The sequence below is a fragment of the Klebsiella sp. C283 genome, assembly GCF_048822555.1.
Lineage (GTDB): Bacteria > Pseudomonadota > Gammaproteobacteria > Enterobacterales > Enterobacteriaceae > Klebsiella > Klebsiella quasipneumoniae.
Genome location: NZ_JBMEZS010000003.1, coordinates 15,882 through 34,799 on the forward strand (window position 1 = coordinate 15,882; position 18,918 = coordinate 34,799).

At 50.5% G+C, this 18,918-nt stretch carries 13 protein-coding genes, 2 tRNA genes and 2 pseudogenes; 8 read left to right on the plus strand and 9 right to left on the minus strand.

Annotation, left to right across the window (positions count from 1 at the left end; translation table 11 throughout):
• Positions 1-15: 15 nt before the first annotated feature.
• The 6 genes and pseudogenes from ACOI7Z_RS05760 to ACOI7Z_RS05785 form a co-directional block, all read right to left on the minus strand.
• Positions 16-1,329, minus strand: a complete 1,314-nt coding sequence (locus tag ACOI7Z_RS05760) for a DUF3644 domain-containing protein (RefSeq protein ID WP_087848985.1) — start codon at positions 1,327-1,329, stop codon at positions 16-18.
• 45 nt (positions 1,330-1,374) lie between these two features.
• Positions 1,375-1,848 (minus strand): annotated as a pseudogene (locus tag ACOI7Z_RS05765) (tyrosine-type recombinase/integrase); the annotation flags it as partial.
• 53 nt (positions 1,849-1,901) lie between these two features.
• A pseudogene (locus tag ACOI7Z_RS05770) lies at positions 1,902-2,236 on the minus strand (tyrosine-type recombinase/integrase); the annotation flags it as partial.
• Positions 2,237-2,468: 232 nt separating this feature from the next.
• Positions 2,469-2,556 (minus strand) — tRNA-Ser (locus tag ACOI7Z_RS05775).
• Positions 2,557-2,701: 145 nt separating this feature from the next.
• Positions 2,702-3,379: an isochorismatase family protein gene (locus ACOI7Z_RS05780; protein WP_002898927.1), complete on the minus strand. Its 678-nt coding sequence runs from the start codon at positions 3,377-3,379 to the stop codon at positions 2,702-2,704.
• Positions 3,380-3,397: 18 nt separating this feature from the next.
• The gene (locus ACOI7Z_RS05785) at positions 3,398-4,258 is read right to left on the minus strand and encodes a pirin family protein (RefSeq protein ID WP_087848984.1); all 861 of its coding nucleotides are present in this window, start codon (positions 4,256-4,258) and stop codon (positions 3,398-3,400) included.
• A 114-nt stretch (positions 4,259-4,372) separates the two neighbouring features.
• Here ACOI7Z_RS05785 and ACOI7Z_RS05790 point away from each other — a divergent pair, with 114 nt between their 5' ends.
• Together ACOI7Z_RS05790 and ACOI7Z_RS05795 are read left to right on the plus strand one after the other, a co-directional pair.
• A complete protein-coding gene (locus tag ACOI7Z_RS05790) occupies positions 4,373-5,278 on the plus strand; it encodes a LysR family transcriptional regulator (RefSeq protein WP_023289111.1) in 906 nt (301 codons plus the stop codon).
• Positions 5,279-6,071: 793 nt separating this feature from the next.
• Positions 6,072-6,821 carry a hypothetical protein gene (locus ACOI7Z_RS05795; RefSeq protein ID WP_087776206.1) on the plus strand — a complete coding sequence of 250 codons (750 nt, stop codon included), beginning with the start codon at positions 6,072-6,074 and terminating at the stop codon, positions 6,819-6,821.
• A gap of 600 nt (positions 6,822-7,421) precedes the next feature.
• Here ACOI7Z_RS05795 and ACOI7Z_RS05800 read toward each other — a convergent pair.
• Together ACOI7Z_RS05800 and ACOI7Z_RS05805 are read right to left on the minus strand one after the other, a co-directional pair.
• The gene (locus tag ACOI7Z_RS05800; RefSeq protein WP_087848983.1) at positions 7,422-12,179 is read right to left on the minus strand and encodes a DUF3320 domain-containing protein; all 4,758 of its coding nucleotides are present in this window, start codon (positions 12,177-12,179) and stop codon (positions 7,422-7,424) included.
• A 759-nt stretch (positions 12,180-12,938) separates the two neighbouring features.
• Positions 12,939-13,026: transfer RNA gene (locus ACOI7Z_RS05805), tRNA-Ser, on the minus strand.
• Positions 13,027-13,294: 268 nt separating this feature from the next.
• On the opposite strand from ACOI7Z_RS05805, the gene ghrA reads away from it, so the two are divergent.
• The 6 genes from ghrA to ACOI7Z_RS05835 all read left to right on the plus strand — a co-directional run bounded on the left by ghrA (position 13,295) and on the right by ACOI7Z_RS05835 (position 17,560).
• Positions 13,295-14,233 (plus strand): glyoxylate/hydroxypyruvate reductase GhrA, encoded by a 939-nt coding sequence (ghrA, locus tag ACOI7Z_RS05810; protein WP_032452421.1) that lies wholly within the window; start codon positions 13,295-13,297, stop codon positions 14,231-14,233.
• Positions 14,234-14,321: 88 nt separating this feature from the next.
• Positions 14,322-15,059, plus strand: a complete 738-nt coding sequence (locus ACOI7Z_RS05815; RefSeq protein ID WP_004204525.1) for a phosphatase — start codon at positions 14,322-14,324, stop codon at positions 15,057-15,059.
• Between the two features lie 22 nt (positions 15,060-15,081).
• On the plus strand, positions 15,082-15,636 hold the full coding sequence (locus ACOI7Z_RS05820) for a TorD/DmsD family molecular chaperone (RefSeq protein WP_023289113.1): 555 nt from the start codon (positions 15,082-15,084) through the stop codon (positions 15,634-15,636).
• A gap of 103 nt (positions 15,637-15,739) precedes the next feature.
• A complete protein-coding gene (locus tag ACOI7Z_RS05825; RefSeq protein ID WP_044522057.1) occupies positions 15,740-16,222 on the plus strand; it encodes a DUF1097 domain-containing protein in 483 nt (160 codons plus the stop codon).
• Positions 16,223-16,373: 151 nt separating this feature from the next.
• Positions 16,374-16,901, plus strand: a complete 528-nt coding sequence (gene ymdB, locus ACOI7Z_RS05830) for an O-acetyl-ADP-ribose deacetylase (RefSeq protein WP_087848982.1) — start codon at positions 16,374-16,376, stop codon at positions 16,899-16,901.
• Between the two features lie 65 nt (positions 16,902-16,966).
• A complete protein-coding gene (locus ACOI7Z_RS05835) occupies positions 16,967-17,560 on the plus strand; it encodes a TetR/AcrR family transcriptional regulator (protein ID WP_060592419.1) in 594 nt (197 codons plus the stop codon).
• A 34-nt stretch (positions 17,561-17,594) separates the two neighbouring features.
• On the opposite strand, the gene mdoC is transcribed toward ACOI7Z_RS05835, so the two are convergent.
• Positions 17,595-18,755, minus strand: a complete 1,161-nt coding sequence (gene mdoC / locus ACOI7Z_RS05840) for a glucans biosynthesis protein MdoC (RefSeq protein WP_065812117.1) — start codon at positions 18,753-18,755, stop codon at positions 17,595-17,597.
• Between the last annotated feature and the right edge of the window lie 163 nt (positions 18,756-18,918).

Consider the following 18,918-nt stretch of genomic DNA (forward strand, 5'->3'; position numbering starts at 1 on the left):
TAGTTTCCCTATCCATTACTTTTGCTTACGTCTTCTGGCATTATACCATTTTTTTGTATTCATTAGATAATCTTCATTTGCCATAGCTTTCTTGACAAATTCATCTACTAATGCTGGTGAATAATAGTGGTATTCTGGATTGTTATTTTTGTGATGATATTTATTATTTGATTTTTTCCATCCGTTTTTACAAATAACAGCATCAAAGCAATTTTTATTTATCGCTTTCTTACCTGTTTTATTATCTTTGAATACTAAATGTTTTTCTATTTTTTCTATACTATAAAGCTCGTGGATTTTTTCATTTATATGCTCAATGGCATCCTTTTGCAAATACGGATGTGTTCTTGACCTATCTACTGGTTTTTCTATAATTAGAGCCTTCTTAAGTCCCTCGATTCCCTCATCAGCTTTAGCTAAGGTTATCGTATTCCCGTCATCATCTGATGTTGCAAAAACAAGTTTTACATTTAAGGGAATTGCATACTCTATATCATTTTTATCATCAACTTCTTGCTGAAGAGTTGTTGCTAAGTCTAATATATCAGTAGCTATTTCTCCATAAATAGATTTCAGTACAGATATTGGAGGTGTTCTAAACTCACCTACCAAGGATATCATTCCTGTGCTATTGTTATTAAGAAAAGAAACTTCTGTGAATTTTTCAAAATATGATGAATAATTAAGAACACCAGATTGGAATATTCTTGAGGCTATTCCTTGTATTTCTGGCATTAAAAGGTGTACAGCCTGATCTCTGAAGATTGTTATTTGTTCTATATTATCCCTTATCTTTGAATTCAATGGGAATGTTTTTTCTAAGCAGTCCCTTAGTGAAATGGTCTCTCTGAATCCTCGCTTGTTTTCTTTTTTGAAAATTGACTCTTCACCATTTTTTTCAATCAAAAAAGCTTTTAATAATTGTTCCCATGAAGTGCAAAAACACATCACAAATGCATCCATTCTATTCTCAATTGAAGGTCTATTATATAATTCAAGAGCAAGCATCATATTATCTCTAGATTTTGTTAATAATGCTTTTGCTAGTTTCGACTGGCAATTATGACCTAACCCTCTTCTATGCTTACTTTGAGATAATAGTTTCGAAAACTCTATAACTGAGATGTTTTGACAGTTTGATGCCTCAAATGTATCTTCATCAATTGCGCTAATGAAATCAGATAATTGCCCTTTAACCCAATAAGTTCTAAATGTAGCAGCTTTCCAACCGGTGGCTGTGAGTATAGCCTCTTTATTGAATAGCTGACCTTTCTGCTCTTTTTCCTTTAGAAATGTAAATAATGATTCTAATGTTTTTGATATTCTCATTACTTTTACCTTATGCTGTGTCATAATTATCTAATTAAAATTTATTTATGCTGCCATCATCTTATATTTTTTGCTGCTGACATAATCCCCCCACCATTTCATAAGATCTTCTCTTTCAACTAGGTGTTCTGAACGGTTATATGCTGCTATTATTTTATCTTTTTTAGTACGAGCCAGAGCGGATTCAAGCACCTCAGTTCTAAACCTACCGTATTCTTCGGCTGCTGTCCTTGCAATAGATCTCATACCGTGAGCTACTAGTTCACCACCGAATCCCATTCTGATAATTGCTGCATTAGCTGTTTGTTCATGCATATGGTTTAACGGGGTTTTGATACTTGGGACAACCCATTCTTTATGACCGTTGATAGGCTGCATGTTTTCTAGAATACGGAGGGCTTCTTTGCTCAACGGAATTTTGTGAGGATGCTTCATCTTCATAAATTCACCGGGGATGTTCCAAAACCTATTATCTTCATCAATAGCGGATCAACGGGTACGAACCGCCTCACTGGGCCTTATCGTAGCCATCATGTGTATAGCTTTTTTGATGGTGTTTTCGAACAGAACAGCTAAGCATTGGCAAAGCAATACCCCGCCCAATCATCCATCAGCGTAACTCGCTTAGGCCATAACGTCCCGCGCTGGTATGCTGCTTCGGCCTTATCTGCCAACTGGTGTGCTAACGCATGTTCAATGACCTCACGTTGATGGTCTGTGGTTTCACCAGCCCAATCACGAAAGGTGGAACGTTAAGCCACTATGTCCCATTCGTTTCAATACAGCCAGCAATGACATATCTGATAGCTGTCCATCTCGCGGGACTGGGAAAATAAGGTTTCTCCCTGCCGTGTGGCAAAGATTTTAACAGGGTAACGGCAGTATCAGAAAGAGGGACCCAATGTTTTTACTTGTAGGAGGTAACGTATTCAAGTTTTTCAGATGTGGAGGGCATGCAAGCTATGGTAAGTTCGTTGCAATAACTAAAAGTTCAAAAACAGACCTTTCATTAGAAAAATCACAGTAAAAACAGGAAGATTAGATACAAAAAAAGCCCGTTTACACGAGCTTCTTTATGCTACATTTTATGCAGGACAAAACCAATATTACGTTGTAAGCGATTGATTTTGTATCAAATATGGCGGTGAGGGGGGGATTCGAACCCCCGATACGTTGCCGTATACACACTTTCCAGGCGTGCTCCTTCAGCCACTCGGACACCTCACCATATTGTCTTGCTGCTCACCTTGGGTGGGCAACGGGGCGCTACTATAGGGAGTTGCGTTTAAACGGTCAAGCATAATTTCTTCTTTCTTTACCGACCGCTCACGCAATGAACAACGCCCCGCTGCGACGTAGCGGGGCAGGCGTTTTAGCGCTGGGAATCAAGCTGTTCGTTATTCTTCACGACGTCCTGCGCTTTGCTATAGCTTTCGATCAGCAGCTGGTAGGCCGGGAAGACTTTGGTGTACACCTCCGCCCATTCTGCGGCGTCCGGGCGATTCCAGGTACGCTGCAGCTCAGAGGCGACGGCGGCGGTATCCATCGGCACTACGCCGGCCTGTACCACGCGAGCCAGGGTGATCTCCTGCGCCATTTTGCTGTAGGTGCCGGAAGCGTCAATCACGGCAAACACTTTATAACCGTCGGCGACGGCGGCAATCGCCGGGAAGGCCATGCAGACGCTGGTGATGGTCCCGGCGATAATCAGCGTTTTGCGACCGGTCGCTTTCACCGCGGCGACGAATTCCGGGTTATCCCAGGCGTTGATCTCGCCTTTACGGGCGATGTATTTCGCATGCGGCGCGTTCTCATGAATCTCCGGGATCAGCGGACCGTTCGGCCCCTGCGGCACGGAAGCGGTGGTGATCACCGGGATCCCGGCAAGCGAGGCCATCTTCGCCAGCGCGGCGGCGCGAGCGCGCAGCTCTGGCATCGGCATATCGCCGACGGTCTGGAACAGGCCGCTCTGGTGGTCAATCAACAGCATGGCGGTATCGTTGACATCAATCACCGGACGAGCACCGTTAAAGTTAGCGGGAGTAGACATAGTATTCACCTCAATGAGTTAGATTTGGCCAAAGCGGCCGCTGTTAAAATCGCGAACGGCTTCTGCGATCTGTGTTTTGTTATTCATGACAAAGGGGCCATAGCCCACAATCGGCTCCTGCAGCGGTTCGCCGGCCATCAGCAGAACTTTTGCCTGGGTTGTCGCCTCCAGGTGCAGTGCGTCTCCTGCCTGGCTCAGGACGGCGAGCTGGCCTTCGCGGGCGGGTTCGGAACCGTTGATGATCACTTCCCCTTCCAGTACCACCAGCGCAGTACTCCAGCCTTCCGGCTGGCGCAGCGTGAGGTCGTGCCCCTGATTCAGCTGCAGATCCCACACGTTAAGCGGTGAGAAGGTATGGGCCGGGCCGCTGACGTCGTCATACTGGCCGGCAATAACCCGAACCTGTCCGGCGCCATTCGCCAGCGCGGCGGTGGGGATTGTCCCGGCGGTAATGCTCTGGTAGCCGGGGGCCGTCATTTTGTCTTTGGCGGGCAGGTTGACCCACAGCTGGATCATCTTCAGCTCGCCGCCGCTGCGGGTGAAGGCCTCCGAGTGGAACTCTTCGTGCAGGATCCCGGCGCCGGCCGTCATCCATTGCACGTCGCCTGGGCCGATCACCCCGCCGCGTCCGGTGGAGTCACGATGCTCTACTTCACCGGCGTAGACGATAGTGACGGTTTCGAATCCGCGATGCGGATGCTCACCGACGCCGCGTTTATCGCTGCCTGCCGGGAAGGTGTACGGCCCGGCATAGTCGAGCAGTAAGAAGGGGCTCAACTGCTGGCCGTGCGTCTGATAGGAAAACATCGAACGAACCGGGAAGCCGTCGCCTACCCAATGCTGCGCAGGCGAGGTGTAGACTCCTGTAATCTGTTTCATGGCTTTCTCCTGTGTATCGGTATCTGATGTGAATAAGCTTATATCCGGGACGACGTGTGCGGTAGTAAGCAAAAATGACCTATACTGTTCCAAAAATGGAACAATGGAGGAAGGATGCAGGATCTCAATGACTTCGCCTGGTTTGTCCAGGTCGTGGACCATGGCGGTTTCGCCGCGGCGGGGCGAGCGCTTGACCAGCCGAAATCCAAGCTCAGCCGCCGTATTGCGCAACTCGAGGAGCGGTTGGGCGTGCGTTTGATTCAGCGAACCACTCGCCAGTTCGCGGTCACCGAGGTCGGGCAGACCTTTTACCAGCATTGCAAAGCGATGCTGATTGAGGCCGAGGCGGCGCAGCAGGCGGTCGACACGCTGCGCGCCGAGCCGCGCGGCAGCGTCAGGATCACCTGTCCGGTCACCTTGCTGCATGTCCATATCGGACCGATGCTGGCGCGATTTATGGCGCGCTATCCCGGGGTAACATTGCATCTTGAGGCGACCAACCGCCGGGTGGATGTGGTCGGTGAGGGCATTGATGTGGCGATCCGCGTCCGTCCCCGGCCAATCGAGGACAGCGACCTGGTGATGCGCGTGCTGGCGGACCGCGGGCACCGGCTGGTGGCCAGTTCGCAGCTGATTTCCCGGCTCGGACGCCCGCAGGCGCCGTCTGAGCTGAGCGACTGGCCAGGGCTCAGCCTGGGGGCGAACAAGCATCAGCATAAATGGCAGCTTACCGGGCCTGAAGGGGCAAGGGCGGAGGTGTATTTCACGCCGCGAATGGTGACCACCGATATGCTGGCGCTGCGCGAGGCGGCGATAGCCGGCGTGGGGGTGGTGCAGCTTCCTTTATTGATGGTGCGCGATCAGCTGGCGTCAGGGGAGTTAGAGGTGGTACTGGATGAGTGGCAGCCGCGGCGGGAAGTGATCCATGCGGTATTTGCCTCCCGGCGCGGGCTGCTGCCCTCCGTTAGAGCGCTGGTGGATTACCTCAGCGAAGAGTATCAGCGAATGGAGGAGGATTGATGGGGGAGGCAGGGTATTTAGTACCTGGAAAAATATATATGGCAGGATCTTGTTGGGATTTGGAATCCATACTAAAGTGTTTATAACTTATGTAACCTGATTTAGCGTATTGTTGTGAGTAAATGATGAGTAATGAACGAAGTCTCCGCTACTTAGCGATAGGCTCGAGAGTCTAATAAAGAGAGAAAATCACTTAAATGTGAAACCACTCCGATGAGGTATTAAATTGGATCAAAATCTGCTTCAGATGTATCTTTATTTCTTTGCTGTTCATCTACCTATCTCAACCAGGCAAGATAGCAATGCATCTACTCACATCACAAATGAATTCTACATATATCTCATTCCTTTACCAAATAAACAGTATAAGATAATCGCCTTATGATATTATTAGTTGGCGTAGTCTGGGTGTTATCAGAAAAATGGCCTCAGATAATCTATATTTAAGGAGGGTGTGCTGATGGCTATAGATTAACAAATCGATATGATAAAAGCATTGATGAAAAAGGATTGTTTTATTTATAGGGCTAATATAAGTGGAGTTTATTAAAGTGGTTACGATAATAATATTGTCTTTTTTGTAGTATCATGTCATTCTTCGCCTCATACATATAAAAGGGATGGTTCTGACTTGCCTGGATATTCAAAAAGACAATATATCTGTAATTTGTATCGCGATTGTATTTTATACGGAATATTAATAACCCTAAAAAAGATTTGTCAAAATGAAATTGGTTTGAGTAAAATGTTATGATAAAATTAATGATTTAAGGAACGGTGTATAATTGAGAACATGAATATTTTAGATTTTATTAAAAACTCATGGCTACTGGATGAACATTTCAAAGGCATTACAGGTCCACTAATAGTAACGATTTGTTTGTGGTCAGTAAGGTCAATAAGAAGACTTTTTTTTCCATTTTTCTGGATTTTTAAAAATAATCTCTCGTCTGGTTTTTTAAAACTATCGGTGGACGATAAAATTAATGCTTTGAAATTAATAAAGGAATATAGAGGAACTGATGATAAATATGAGGTTTTGATGAAGGAATTAAAGCTCAAGCAATATGGGCTACTTTACCCTGTACCGATATTGCAAGTTTTATTTTGTTATATTCACGATAATAACATTCGTATTAATAATACAGGGTTTTTATCCTTTCTTGATTGCCCACAAATTTTTGATTATGATAGGCACACGATACCAATATATTCACTCAAAAAAATAACACTCCATTTATTTGCCCATACTGCTTTTTTGTTGTTTTTGATTTACTATATCATTGCAATATTAAGGTTATTTTGTGAATTGACTTATCCACCTGAAAATATTGATAGTGTAATGACAAGTTTATCTTTGTTCATCATTTTTATTATAACGTCTAGGATTGCCTATATCATTATCGAGAATTCGATTTCTTTTATTTTGGCGGTTATTTTTTCGAGGAAATTAAAGACGTATTCTTCTGCAAGGAAAACTAATGAACTAATGGAAAAATACAATCCGACATTTCTTTTTTTGAATGGCGATAAATTTAAATAAATCATGCAAATTTTTTTGCGCAGCTTCAGAAATTGTCGGGCGGATATGGTTTGTTAAGAAAACGATTTCCTCCTGAACTCCTTATGAATATGGCAGACGTTGGGGCAGTTAGCTCGCAGGTTCGTGGTCTGTCCAGGTTGCTGCGACAGTTGTCGACCCAGATCTAAGGTTTTCATCTCTCTGTGCTCCACCAGTAAACGGTACTAGGATAAACTGGAGTATTCGATCTTTCTTTCCCCGAACAATGACTCCAGATGGAAGTGAACAGACAGAAACAGGACATCATTAATAACTAAAAAAGGATACCAAAAATAGTAAAGCGATCATTTGGTGTTGGTGCTGATATTGTCATTTCCAGAAGATGGCTTGCCGAGCGTACTCTATAAGTTTTGGTGGAAGACGCTCAGGAACATATCTGTGGTATATGTTGTTGGGGTGAAATGCAGGGGCTAAAACGCCGTAGAAAGACATATGATAGCGGAATGGCCACCCGCTGAGTAGCCAGTCCCCTCAGTACTATTCCGGGTGCTGGCATACCCATACTCTATGTGCGTAATACAGTATAATGAAAGCGGTATTATAATCGCACTGCATTAAACTTTAAGGGTAAACACTTGTAGTAGTGACGATACCATTAACTACTTGTAAACGCCTCTTTGTGACAAGGCTACCGATCCTTTCTTCAAGGGCTTGCGAAATCTTCGCTGTTGCACGCCCGAAGCCCAGGAGATCTAATGCGCCAGAAATGGCATCCTCATGACTTATTGAAAAGCCGAGAGTTACTGTTTTCAATAAGGCCTGATCTATTTCTTCAGGTGCTACCCATTCAAGTTTCCGTTCTGCTGACTCCATATGGGCGCGATTACGGATAGGGATAGGCAAACTCTCAAAGGAATACACGAAATCTCCTTTAATTCTAAAAAAGTTTTGTCTTGTACCAAGGTTAATCGCACCTTCAACAGCAGCCGCGATTCTTGAACCTGCGCGAGTTACGCCAAAAGCTTCCAACAGACGTCGTGTTATTTCACTGGTGTGTACTGGTGCCTCTGTATCAACAACAGTCCTAATCATCTGCATCAATCGTTCTGGCTTCTCTTGATGCAGGCTGATTGATGATATCACCGGAACCAGCTTGGTTTTCACATAAGGTTGACTGAAACTGGAGAGCACTTCAGTTTTCGCTGCTGGGGCGCCTCGCTCAATTTTATACTTTGGCTCTGGCTTAGGTTCTACCACACTTCTTCCTTCGGCAATTTTCGCTCTGGCCGCTTCAATTGCGGCGACAACTCGAGCGGTTTCCTGCTGTGGATTGCGGAACCAATCGGTACTCCAGATTCGATGGAAGTTCCAGCCGAGTCCTTCCAGCACACCCTGGCGCAATCGGTCGCGATCCCGGGCTGAACGCGAACTATGATAAGCTGCGCCGTCGCACTCGATCGCCAGAATATAGCGCCCGGGATACTCTGGATCCTTAACCGCAATATCGATAAAGTACCCAGCAGTTCCTACCTGTGGCTCAACCTCATAGTTGCGTTCGCGTAGAGCCTCGATAACTTCCTGCTCGAAGGGTGAATCAGGGGCTTTCCCCGTCTCTATGGCGACTTCAAGCTCGCCTGTTTCTGCATACTTAAGAAAGTTTTTCAACGCCCTGACGCCAAGGCTGGCACCTGAATCAAGTTCAAGCTCTTCGGCTCTGAAGTTACAAAATACCTGCATCGACAGCTTGGCGCGGGTGATCAGAACATTGAGTCGGCGGTGCCCGCCTTCACGATTCAGCGGGCCAAATTCTTTCGCTATTCGCCCCGACTCATTGCGCCCGTAACCGATGCTGATAAAAATCATATCCCGTTCATCTCCCTGGATGTTTTCCAGGTTTTTGACAAAGAACGGCTCGCTGCTCTGCGTAGTGAAAAAAGCTTCGGCTTCGGGCCGTTGACGGCGCAGTAATTCAACCTCAACCTGGATAAGATCACGTTGCGATACGCTGAATGCCGCGACGCCCAGAGAGAGTTCTGGTGTTCGAATCGCATGCTCAATAACGGCCTGTGCAACCGCCTTAGCTTCCCCCCTATTGGTACGCGTTCGTCCCCGGTCGTACAATGCATCGGGCAGGTAGTTGAAACTCACGCCATGAGCATGTGGATGCTGCCCAGCAGAAGGGAATACCACCAGTTTGTTGTCATAGAATTCAACGTTAGATACCGCAATCAATGATTCGTGACGACTCCTGTAGTGCCAACGAAGATAACGTTCTTGGCTACCGGCGGCTTTGAACAAGCTGAGGATGCTTTCAATATCGGAAACTGCAGCCTCGTCATCTTCTAGCTCTACGTCCCGGCTGAAGAAATCAGTCGGCGGCATCTGACGGGTATCCCCGACCACAACCACCTGCTTACCGCGCATGATTGCGCCGAATGCATCAACAGCCTTCACCTGCGAGGCCTCATCGAATACGACAACATCGAATTCAAGTTTTCCGGGTGGAAGGAAGTTCGCAATAGACATCGGGCTCATCATAAAGATGGGTTTGATCTGTTGAATCGCCCGGCCAGCCTTATCAATAAGCTGTCTTATCGGGATGTGCCTGCGTTTCTTATTGAGTTCGGCCCGCAGTACAGCTATTTCACCAGGCTGATTGATATTAGGCATACCTTCCCATATCTGCTTAGCCAAATAGCTTTGAGCATGATTGAGTGAAGCCAGATCGAGCGACTTGAAACGTGCAATCTGGTGATCGTGTTTAATTCTGTCGAACCGCTGCAGCACGGGATTCTCGGCATAGACCTTCTGCACCAGGCCAGAATACCAGGAGAGGTCTAAAATTGTTGTAAGCTGCTCAGGTTTATCAATGCTGATAGCGATTTCTAGCAGATCGTCCAACTTAACCTTGCGTAATTGCTCTGAGAGCACGTTAAATCGCGCTATCTGGTAAAGCGCATTCAGGTTGTCTTGCCACAATTGTAGATATTTGCCAAGCCTGGTGAGACCTTGTGTTCTGACGCTGGATTTGGTGTTTTCTGTCTGCATTCCGGTCACTTCAAGCGCTCGATGCAGCTCCTTCTCCAACCCACTGATGTGTTGTTCTATTTCGGTAACGGAATTGCCGAGACCGCTGGCATCAGAATGCCCGGACAGGAAAGCGATGATGCCTTTTGGAATCTGTCCATTTCCCAGATCGTCATGCAGTTTGATTACCCAGGCACTCAAATGCTCAAGCACAGGCCAATCTGTTTTCTGATGCTGCCATTGCGCGCCGAACAGGGCGCTACCAAGCACTTCATGCTGATCGTACACTTTCTTACTTTGTTGGTAGGCCAGTACCGTATCCACTAACTCCAGCATATCCGCGCTGGCTTTAGGTAATTCATGCCGGGATAACCCTTGCAAACGCGCACGGGCTGCCCGAAAACGGCCAGACAATACTTTCCACCATTTATTGCCATATATCGAAAGGCTTTGGCGGACCTCTAAAAGGTCTTGTTCCCAGGCCGCGTCGATCAACTGGCTGTCGTGTCTGATACGGCAAGCCGTCATACGCCCACCAGCGTCTAACAATTCACGGATCTCATCACGCCTTGATTGCCACTCACCCGTGGAAAGCTGAACTCCATCCAGTTGTGGTGCTTCGGCCGCACGACGTGCCGCCCGGCACACGATATCGACGTCTGCCAGCGTTGCTGGTTGAGTGAGCATTAATCGTTCAGAAAGCGCAGAAGCCGTGGACTGGAGTGCAATAAGATGCGAACTCGCTAACTGCAGCGCATCGTTAGCGCTGCTCTGCTCAATAGGTGAAAAGTACGTCCGGTTGCTTCCCCAGAAGGTACACTGATCGGGGCGCCCCATCTCCTTTAGATGCAGAACGAGCTCATCAACCAGCTCACGATGCTTTTGCTGATCGGCATAGCTCCAGGTCGCCATTGGCGCAAACGGAATGACGGACAGCCCCGGATTTACTCGCTTTAGTTGCAGATAGTGACCCAGCACGTCGATAAACGGCATTCCGCTAGCGCCTGCTGGAGCGCTCACTGCCTCGCAATATTCATTGAGGTCATCTTGTAGCATATTCAAACTGGAAAGGTCCTCCTCGCCAATTTTGGTCAGCGGGCGTCCTTGATCCAGCGTTCTGCCTAACTCTTTGAGTACCGATTGCTTTGTGGATTTATGGCTGTGTAATTCGAGGACGGCATCGCCTAAATGGCTTTCATCAAGACGCCGTTTTACCACCTCAAGAGCGGCCATTTTTTCAGCAACGAATAGCACCGTTTTTTTCTGACCGATCAATTCCGCAATGATGTTCGTGATGGTCTGCGACTTGCCTGTCCCTGGCGGCCCTTGAATGACCAGGTTGGTTCCCTCACGTACTTCCAGAATCGCTTCCGTTTGGCTGCTATCTGCGTCCTTTACAAAATTTATATCACCCGGTTTGATGACCGAGTCAATATTTACGCCTTCGCTATATGCTGCGTGTATATCGCCGAAGCCAGGACCAAGCAAACGCTTCATAACGACGTTTGCTTCTGGTTGTTTCTCATCAGGCCAGCTCTTAGGATCAAGATCCTTGAACATCAGAAATTTACCAAACGAGAAGAAACCCAACGCTATTTCATTTTTGACGACCTTCCAGCGTACCTGTTTGCTGACCACATCGGTGACATCGTTGTAGAAACGCTCAAGGCTGTTCTCATCTGCCGCAAAGTTATCTTCATCGAATGTGCAGGAAGTCATATCCAGACCAAAATCGGTCTTGAGTTTTGCCACCAGCGAAAGGTTGGCCATTAACTCATCGCCCGAATAATTCAGCTTGAAAGCCTCTTTAGCACCACTACGTTCCAGGCTCACGGGCAGCAGCAGCAGGGGGGCTTTACGTAGAGTATCTGAACTGTCTGCTTCATACCAATGCAGGAAGCCAAGGGCCAGGAACAGGGTATTAACGCCTTGTTCCTCAATAAATCCTTTCGCCTCAGTGTGTATTTTTAATAACTGAAGGAACAACTTTTCATCGGAGAGCGCTGTCTGCAGGCGCGTATCCAGATGGCGGCGTGACGTGCCGGATTCATCTTCATCTTCCGCCTCTGCAAATACGCCAGCGTAGTCCAGATTCTCCAGCTCTGACAGCAATGCTTCTTCGTCCTCACCCCCTTCTTTTTCCGCCAGTTCTTCCAGCTTCTTGCGAGATATCGGCGAAAAAGTCATCGTTTTATCCTGGCGATAGAGGATGTTAAATACCTCTTCGGCTAGTTCATCCACCACCATCAGGGTCTTAGCCGTCTTGCGGAAGTTAAGCATATTGTTGCGAAGCCCAATATCCAGCAACTCTTTGCGGCTGCTCTGTAACTTTTGGTTGATTGCTGTTGTCATTGAAATCCTACTTATTTGACACTGAGCCTCTGAAAGGCTGGAGATATCTTTGGCTTTGAACTCTAGCTTATGGCTTGTTTGGGTTTCTCCGAGCCTGGCTATATCTTGCAGTCACTATTGGAAAAGTTGAACAATCTCCAAGCCTGATTAGAATCTGCCTATTTCGTTAAAGCGAAGATATAGGCCGAGAAATGTATTAGCGACTTATTTATTGGAGTGATTATCGGCATTCCGAAGATCACATCCTTATGCCGAGCTATACCAAGATGAGGGGCAGGATTCTGCGCGAATACATTAATCTATAGCTGTTCAATGATAGCAGTACAGGAAGAAACGGGTAAATCATTATCGGAGGATGATAAAGCATGGGAGGTAGAGTACACGAATGTGTAAGCAAGGGGATGTGAAAAAGTAATGCGCATTGGAAAAGAAATAATGTCATCCAGGTGATTATGTCGTCAAGGATACAAAGGCACAGGACATAGATGGCCACACTTTTCTAGTACTGGCCGGGCTATGGCTGAACAGATCTGACGCTGAAGGGCGAAACAGTTAGCAAGCTCTTTTTAAAATATGGCGGTGAGGGGGGGATTGACTCGCTTCGCTCGCCCCTGCGGGGCAGCCCGCTCGCGGGCTCGCGGTCTGTCCAACTGGCTGCGCCAGTTGTCGAACCCCGGTCGGGGGTTCTCATCCCCCCCCGGCGGGTGCCACATGCGAAAAAAAAAAGCCCGTACTTGCGTACGAGCTCTTCTTAAAATATGGCGGTGAGGGGGGGATTCGAACCCCCGATACGTTGCCGTATACACACTTTCCAGGCGTGCTCCTTCAGCCACTCGGACACCTCACCATATTGTCTTTCCCGTTGTTGTCGGGAACGGGCGCTAATGTAGGGAAATACGTATCGCCCGTCAATCAACTTTTTGCAAAATCAGCGCGTTTAGACAAACTTCGAACAACTTGCTCCTTAAACGTGCGAAATCCGTTTTTTTTGTCGCCACTCCCTTTTCACTTTGCGACAAGGGGAAATTTGCTATGCTGGCAAACCAATAGAAAACAATGAGTAAAATAAGACGCCAGCATTAACCTGCCCCGGGCGTTTGCTATCAGGAGCCCCTATGGAGATTATTTTTTACCATCCGACCTTTGATACCCAATACTGGATCCGAGAGCTGGAAAAGCAGTTACCCGGCGCGCGAGTGCGCGAATGGAAAGCGGGCGATAACCAGCCGGCGGACTATGCCCTGGTCTGGCATCCACCGGTAGAGATGCTGCAGGGCAGGGCGCTGAAGGCCGTGTTCGCCCTTGGGGCGGGGGTGGATTCGATCCTCAGTAAGCTGCGCGATCATCCGGATATGTTGCCCCTGTCGATCCCGCTGTTTCGCCTTGAAGATACCGGCATGGGACGGCAGATGCAGGAGTATGCGGTGAGCCAGGTTCTGCACTGGTTCCGCCGGTTCGATGACTATCAGGCGCAGAAGCTGGCGTCCCGCTGGCAGCCGTTGCCTGAGTATCTTGCAGACGATTTCACCGTCGGGATTATGGGCGCCGGCGTGCTGGGGGCGAAGGTGGCGGAAAGCCTGCAACCCTGGGGATTCCCGCTTCGCGTCTGGAGCCGTAGCCGCAAAGCCTGGCCGCAGGTGCAGAGCTTTGCCGGCCAGGCCGAGCTGGGCACATTCCTGCAGGGGACCCGCGTGCTGATCAACTTGCTGCCGAACACCGCTGAAACCGTCGGCATTATTAACCAGACGCTGCTGGCGCAGCTGCCGGATGAGAGCTATGTCCTTAACCTTGCCCGCGGCGTGCATGTCGTTGAAGAAGATCTGCTGGCGGCGCTGAACAGCGGTAAGCTCAAAGGGGCAATGCTCGATGTCTTCAGTCGCGAACCGTTGCCCCAGGAGAGCCCGCTTTGGGCGCACCCGCGGGTGGCCATGACTCCCCACGTGGCGGCAGTCACACGCCCGATGGAGGCCATTGCCTACATCGCCGGGACCATTAGCCGCCTGGAGCGAGGGGAACCGGTTAGCGGTCAGGTCGATCGTCAGCGCGGTTATTAAGGTAAGCAAACCCCGCTGCGGCGGGGTTTTTGCTAATCAAGCGCCCGGATTCCTGCTATTCTTGCGGCAAACAGAAGAGGAGAATGTGATGTATCCCGTTGACCTGCACATGCATACCGTCGCCAGCACCCACGCCTACAGCACCCTGCACGATTATATTGCGGAAGCAAAGCGTAAAGGGATCAAACTCTTCGCCATTACCGATCACGGCCCGGACATGGCGGATGCTCCGCACTACTGGCATTTCGTTAATATGCGCATCTGGCCCCGTCTGGTGGACGGGGTGGGGATCCTGCGCGGAATTGAATCGAATATTAAAAATATCGAAGGCGAGATCGACTGTTCCGGGCCGATGTTGACGTCGCTCGATCTGATCATCGCCGGATTCCACGAGCCGGTGTTTCCGCCGCAGGATAGCGCCACCCATACGCAGGCGATGATTGCCGCGATGGCCAGCGGTAAAGTGCATATGATTAGCCATCCGGGGAATCCGAAATTCCCGGTGGATATCCCGGCCATTGCCGAAGCGGCGGCCCGTTACCAGGTGGCGCTGGAGATCAATAACTCCTCTTTCGTTTCATCGCGCGTGGGCAGTGAAGATAACTGCCGGGCCATCGCCGCCGCGGTGCGCGACGCCGGAGGGTGGGTGGCGCTGGGCTCGGACTCTCACACTGCGTTTACCCTCGGAGAGTTTACCGAATGCCGCAAGATCCTCGATGCTGTCGATTTCCCGGAGGAGAGGATCCTCAACGTTTCTCCGCGTCGCCTGCTTGACTTCCTCGAGTCGCGTGGTATGCCGGCGATCCCGGAATTTGCTGACCTTTAATTTGTATAACTGGAATAACTGAATGAACGAGTTTTCAATCCTCTGCCGCGTGCTGGGTTCGCTGTATTACCGTCAACCGCAGGACCCGCTGCTGGTGCCGCTGTTTACCCTGATCCGCGAGGGTAAACTGGCCGCCAGCTGGCCGCTGGAACAGGACGAGCTGCTGGCGCGTCTGCAGAAAAGCTGTGAAATGCAGTCCCTGGCGACGGACTATAATGCGCTGTTCGTCGGTGAAGCCTGCAGCGTCCCGCCGTACCGCAGCGCGTGGGTGGAGGGTTCCTCGGAAGCGGAGGTCCGGGCTTTTCTGAGCGAGCATGGCATCCCGACGGGAGAAGGTCCGGCGGATCATCTCGGATCGCTGCTGCTGGCCGCCTCCTGGCTGGAGGATCATGCCACAGAAGAGCAGAGCGAGACGCTGGAGCGCCTGTTTGCCGACTATATCCTGCCGTGGTGCGGGACAATGCTGGGGAAAGTCGAAGCGCATGCGCACACAGCGTTCTGGCGCACGATGGCGCCGTTGACCCGCGACGCCATCGCCGCGATGTGGGACGAGCTTCAGGAAGAAGATGAGCAATAAAATGTGATTTAAGTCACTATTTGAATGTAACTGAAATTAGGTTCATTCATATAGTGTGTTTTTGATCGCATTCTTCCGGCGCGTATCTGCTAGGATACGCGCCATGAACATACTCTTCGCAATCGCATTAACGACGGGCATTCTCTCCGGGATTTGGGGATGGGTGGCGGTCGCCCTCGGCCTGCTGAGCTGGGCCGGTTTCCTCGGCTGTACCGCCTATTTCGCCTGCCCGCAGGGCGGTCTGAAAGGTCTGGCCATCTCCTCCTGTACGGTAATGAGCGGCGTGGTCTGGGCGTTGGTGATTATCCACGGTAGCGCGCTGGCCCCGCAGCTGCAGATCCTCAGCTATATGATGACCGGCGTCGTGGCCTTTCTGATGTGCATCCAGGCGCGACAGACGCTGCTGTCGTTTGTCCCCGGCACCTTTATCGGCGCCTGCGCGACCTTCGCGGCAGACGGCGACTGGCGTCTGGTTATCCCTTCTCTGGCGCTGGGCCTGGTCTTTGGCTATGCCATGAAAAATAGTGGCCTGTGGCTGGCGGCCCGTGCGGATAAGCATAAATCGTTCGCCAATGACAACGCCTGACGGCGGGACGATGATAGCAACAGGACCCTCAGGGTCCTGTTTTTTTTACCTTCTTGTCGCCGGCGCGGCGGGATAATCTTGCTCCCGGGGGCGGGTATGCCCTAGTATCGGCAGAAAGCCGTATCTACGCGCTATGCCGACAGGAGGAGAAATGGCTGTTCAACCTGAAGTAATTCTCGGCGATATTACGACGCTTGATGTCGATGTGATTGTGAATGCGGCAAACCCCTCGCTGCTGGGCGGCGGCGGGGTGGATGGCGCGATCCACCGGGCGGCCGGTCCCGCGCTGCTGGCGGCCTGCAAGCAAGTGTTGCAGCAGCAGGGCGAATGTCCCCCTGGTCATGCGGTGATCACGATGGCGGGCGATCTTCCCGCCAGCGCGGTGATCCACACCGTGGGCCCGGTCTGGCACGGCGGCGACCGCATGGAGGCGCAAACCCTGGCCGATGCCTACAAAAACAGCCTGCAGCTGGCGGCGGCAAACAATTATCGCTCCATTGCGTTTCCGGCGATCAGCACCGGCCTGTATGGCTATCCGAAAGAGGAAGCGGCGGCGATCGCCGTGCGCACTGTGACCGCGTTTCTCACCCGCTATAACCCGCTTGAACGGGTCCTGTTCGTCTGTTTCGACGAGGAAACGGCGGCTATCTATCGTCGCCTGCTGGCGGCATACCCCTGATTCCGCAGAATAGGCTATGATAACCGCCGGTATTGACAGGAATGATGGATTGCAGGAGGGAGCAGGTGTCGGAAGGAAAAGTACAGCAGAAGCAGCAGGCGCGCCGCGCGGAGATCGTTGCCGCTGCGCAAAGATGTTTTGCGGCAAAGGGATTGCATGGCGCCTCTGTCGCTGATATCGCCCGCGAGGCGGGCCTGAGCGTCGGTCAGCTGTATCGCATTTTTGCCAGCAAGGAAGCGATCATCGAAGCGATTGTCAGCGAAATCGTCAACGCCAGGGTCGGGGAGATGATCGATGAGAACCACAATCTGGCGCGCAAAGCGGCGGTGCTGGCCGGCAGGATCCCGACTTCGGCAGCCACCAAAAGCGACAATTATCTGTTGATGGAAATTAACGCCGAAGCCTCGCGTAACCCACGCTTGCGCGAGATCCTGGTGCAGGCCGATCGGAGGTTGAAAGAGGAGGGCGGCCGTTTGTCGCAGCGCTATCATCCCGGTCTCGGCGATGCGCGACGCAATGCTGCTTCAGAGCTCATCGCCGTTCTGACGGAGGGGGCAGCCTACCGTTGTGAGCTGAGCGCCTCCACTCCGGTCGATAAAGCGGATTTAGAAGCCCTGTATAATATGATCTTCGACCGGCTGTTTGATGAGCAAGCGTAGCGCGGCACGCCTGGCGTGCCGCAAAGGCTAAAGGTTAGCTGGCCGAGGCCGGGGTTTTTGCCGGTTTGCTCATGGGTTTACCGGAGAACAGGAAACGCAGCAGCGGAATACGCAGATGAATTTCATACAGGATCAGGGCAATCCCCACCACAAAAACCAACCCGCCAATAAAGCCTAAGGTATTCGACTTAATGGCCGGGGTGATCCACGCCCCGTACAGCAGCGTCAGCGGATGGTGCACCAGGTAAATAAACAGCGAAGCATTGACGAAGTAGGTCACCCGCGCCGACTGGAAATTCAGCAGGCGATGGCCGAGCGAGAAGATCACATTTACCATCCACAGCCCCAGCACCATGGTGATCACCGATTCCGTTTCATACATCCAACCGTCGCCAGATCCATACTGCTGGTTCAGGCGGTAAGCGATGAATCCCAGCAGTGACGCCACGCAACACCATGGCGACGGGGTGGTGAACATCGCCTTTAAGCGCGGGTTAATAAAGGTCTGCGCCCCCAGCACAAAGAAGGGCAGATAGAACAGCGTCTGCATGACCACAAAGTTAAACAGACCATTGCTCAGCAGGGGCGGGTAGATCACGAATAATGACCGACGGATCAGCGCGTAAAGCACCCCCAGCGCGAGGAAAATCATCGTCAGCTGGCCCATGGTGACAGTGTCACCGAATGCGTGAGCGCCCGGAGTCGGGCGGCGCGTCAGCCATTTAAACAGCACCACCCCCAGCGAGGTCAGCACCACCAGGACCAGCAAAAACCAGAGGTGGGAAATGAGCTCCCACGCCAGGGTGTTGAATTTGTCGTACCCCGAAAGGGTGTGCCAGTTTTCCGCCTTGCCGTTGACGTACTGCAGCATAATAAACTGCGGCAGCGTCAGCAGCGGGATGGCGGTCAGCATCGGAATACCGACCCGTTCGACGCGCACTTTCCACCACTTTTTCAGCGGGTAGCGCAGGAACAGCATGTAGGAGAAATAGCCGGAGATCACGAAGAAGACCTGCATGCGGAAGGCATGAATGAAATCATTAAACAGCGTCAGCCACCACGAGGGCTCTGCGCTGTTGACATGCCAGCTATGGCTGGAATAAATCAGCGAAATGTGAAAAGGGATCCCCAGCAGCATCAGCCAGGCGCGGATGCTGTCGAAAAAATATTCACGCTGTACCGGAGTATTATTCATACGATTCACGACAATCTCAGATAATTCGTCTTATCACTCAAGATGATAACGCTTACATTATCAGCAACCCTACATGAACTCGGGGTACCTGTCTCCAGGATAAGCACGCAAAGTGCAAACGGGACTGCGAACTGTTTATTCCCTGCGCCGCTACGCTGAACAA

Excerpts from the sequence above, each read along its gene's own strand:
- ACOI7Z_RS05815 (WP_004204525.1), top strand. The coding sequence starts at position 14,322 with ATGTATCCCGTTGACCTGCACATGCATACCGTCGCCAGCACCCACGCC.
- ACOI7Z_RS05795 (WP_087776206.1), top strand. The coding sequence starts at position 6,072 with ATGAATATTTTAGATTTTATTAAAAACTCATGGCTACTGGATGAACAT.
- ACOI7Z_RS05825 (WP_044522057.1), top strand. The coding sequence starts at position 15,740 with ATGAACATACTCTTCGCAATCGCATTAACGACGGGCATTCTCTCCGGG.
- ACOI7Z_RS05780 (WP_002898927.1), bottom strand. The coding sequence starts at position 3,379 with ATGTCTACTCCCGCTAACTTTAACGGTGCTCGTCCGGTGATTGATGTC.
- mdoC (WP_065812117.1), bottom strand. The coding sequence starts at position 18,755 with ATGAATAATACTCCGGTACAGCGTGAATATTTTTTCGACAGCATCCGC.
- ghrA (WP_032452421.1), top strand. The coding sequence starts at position 13,295 with ATGGAGATTATTTTTTACCATCCGACCTTTGATACCCAATACTGGATC.
- ACOI7Z_RS05760 (WP_087848985.1), bottom strand. The coding sequence starts at position 1,329 with ATGAGAATATCAAAAACATTAGAATCATTATTTACATTTCTAAAGGAA.
- ACOI7Z_RS05820 (WP_023289113.1), top strand. The coding sequence starts at position 15,082 with ATGAACGAGTTTTCAATCCTCTGCCGCGTGCTGGGTTCGCTGTATTAC.
- ACOI7Z_RS05790 (WP_023289111.1), top strand. The coding sequence starts at position 4,373 with ATGCAGGATCTCAATGACTTCGCCTGGTTTGTCCAGGTCGTGGACCAT.
- ACOI7Z_RS05785 (WP_087848984.1), bottom strand. The coding sequence starts at position 4,258 with ATGAAACAGATTACAGGAGTCTACACCTCGCCTGCGCAGCATTGGGTA.
- ymdB (WP_087848982.1), top strand. The coding sequence starts at position 16,374 with ATGGCTGTTCAACCTGAAGTAATTCTCGGCGATATTACGACGCTTGAT.
- ACOI7Z_RS05800 (WP_087848983.1), bottom strand. The coding sequence starts at position 12,179 with ATGACAACAGCAATCAACCAAAAGTTACAGAGCAGCCGCAAAGAGTTG.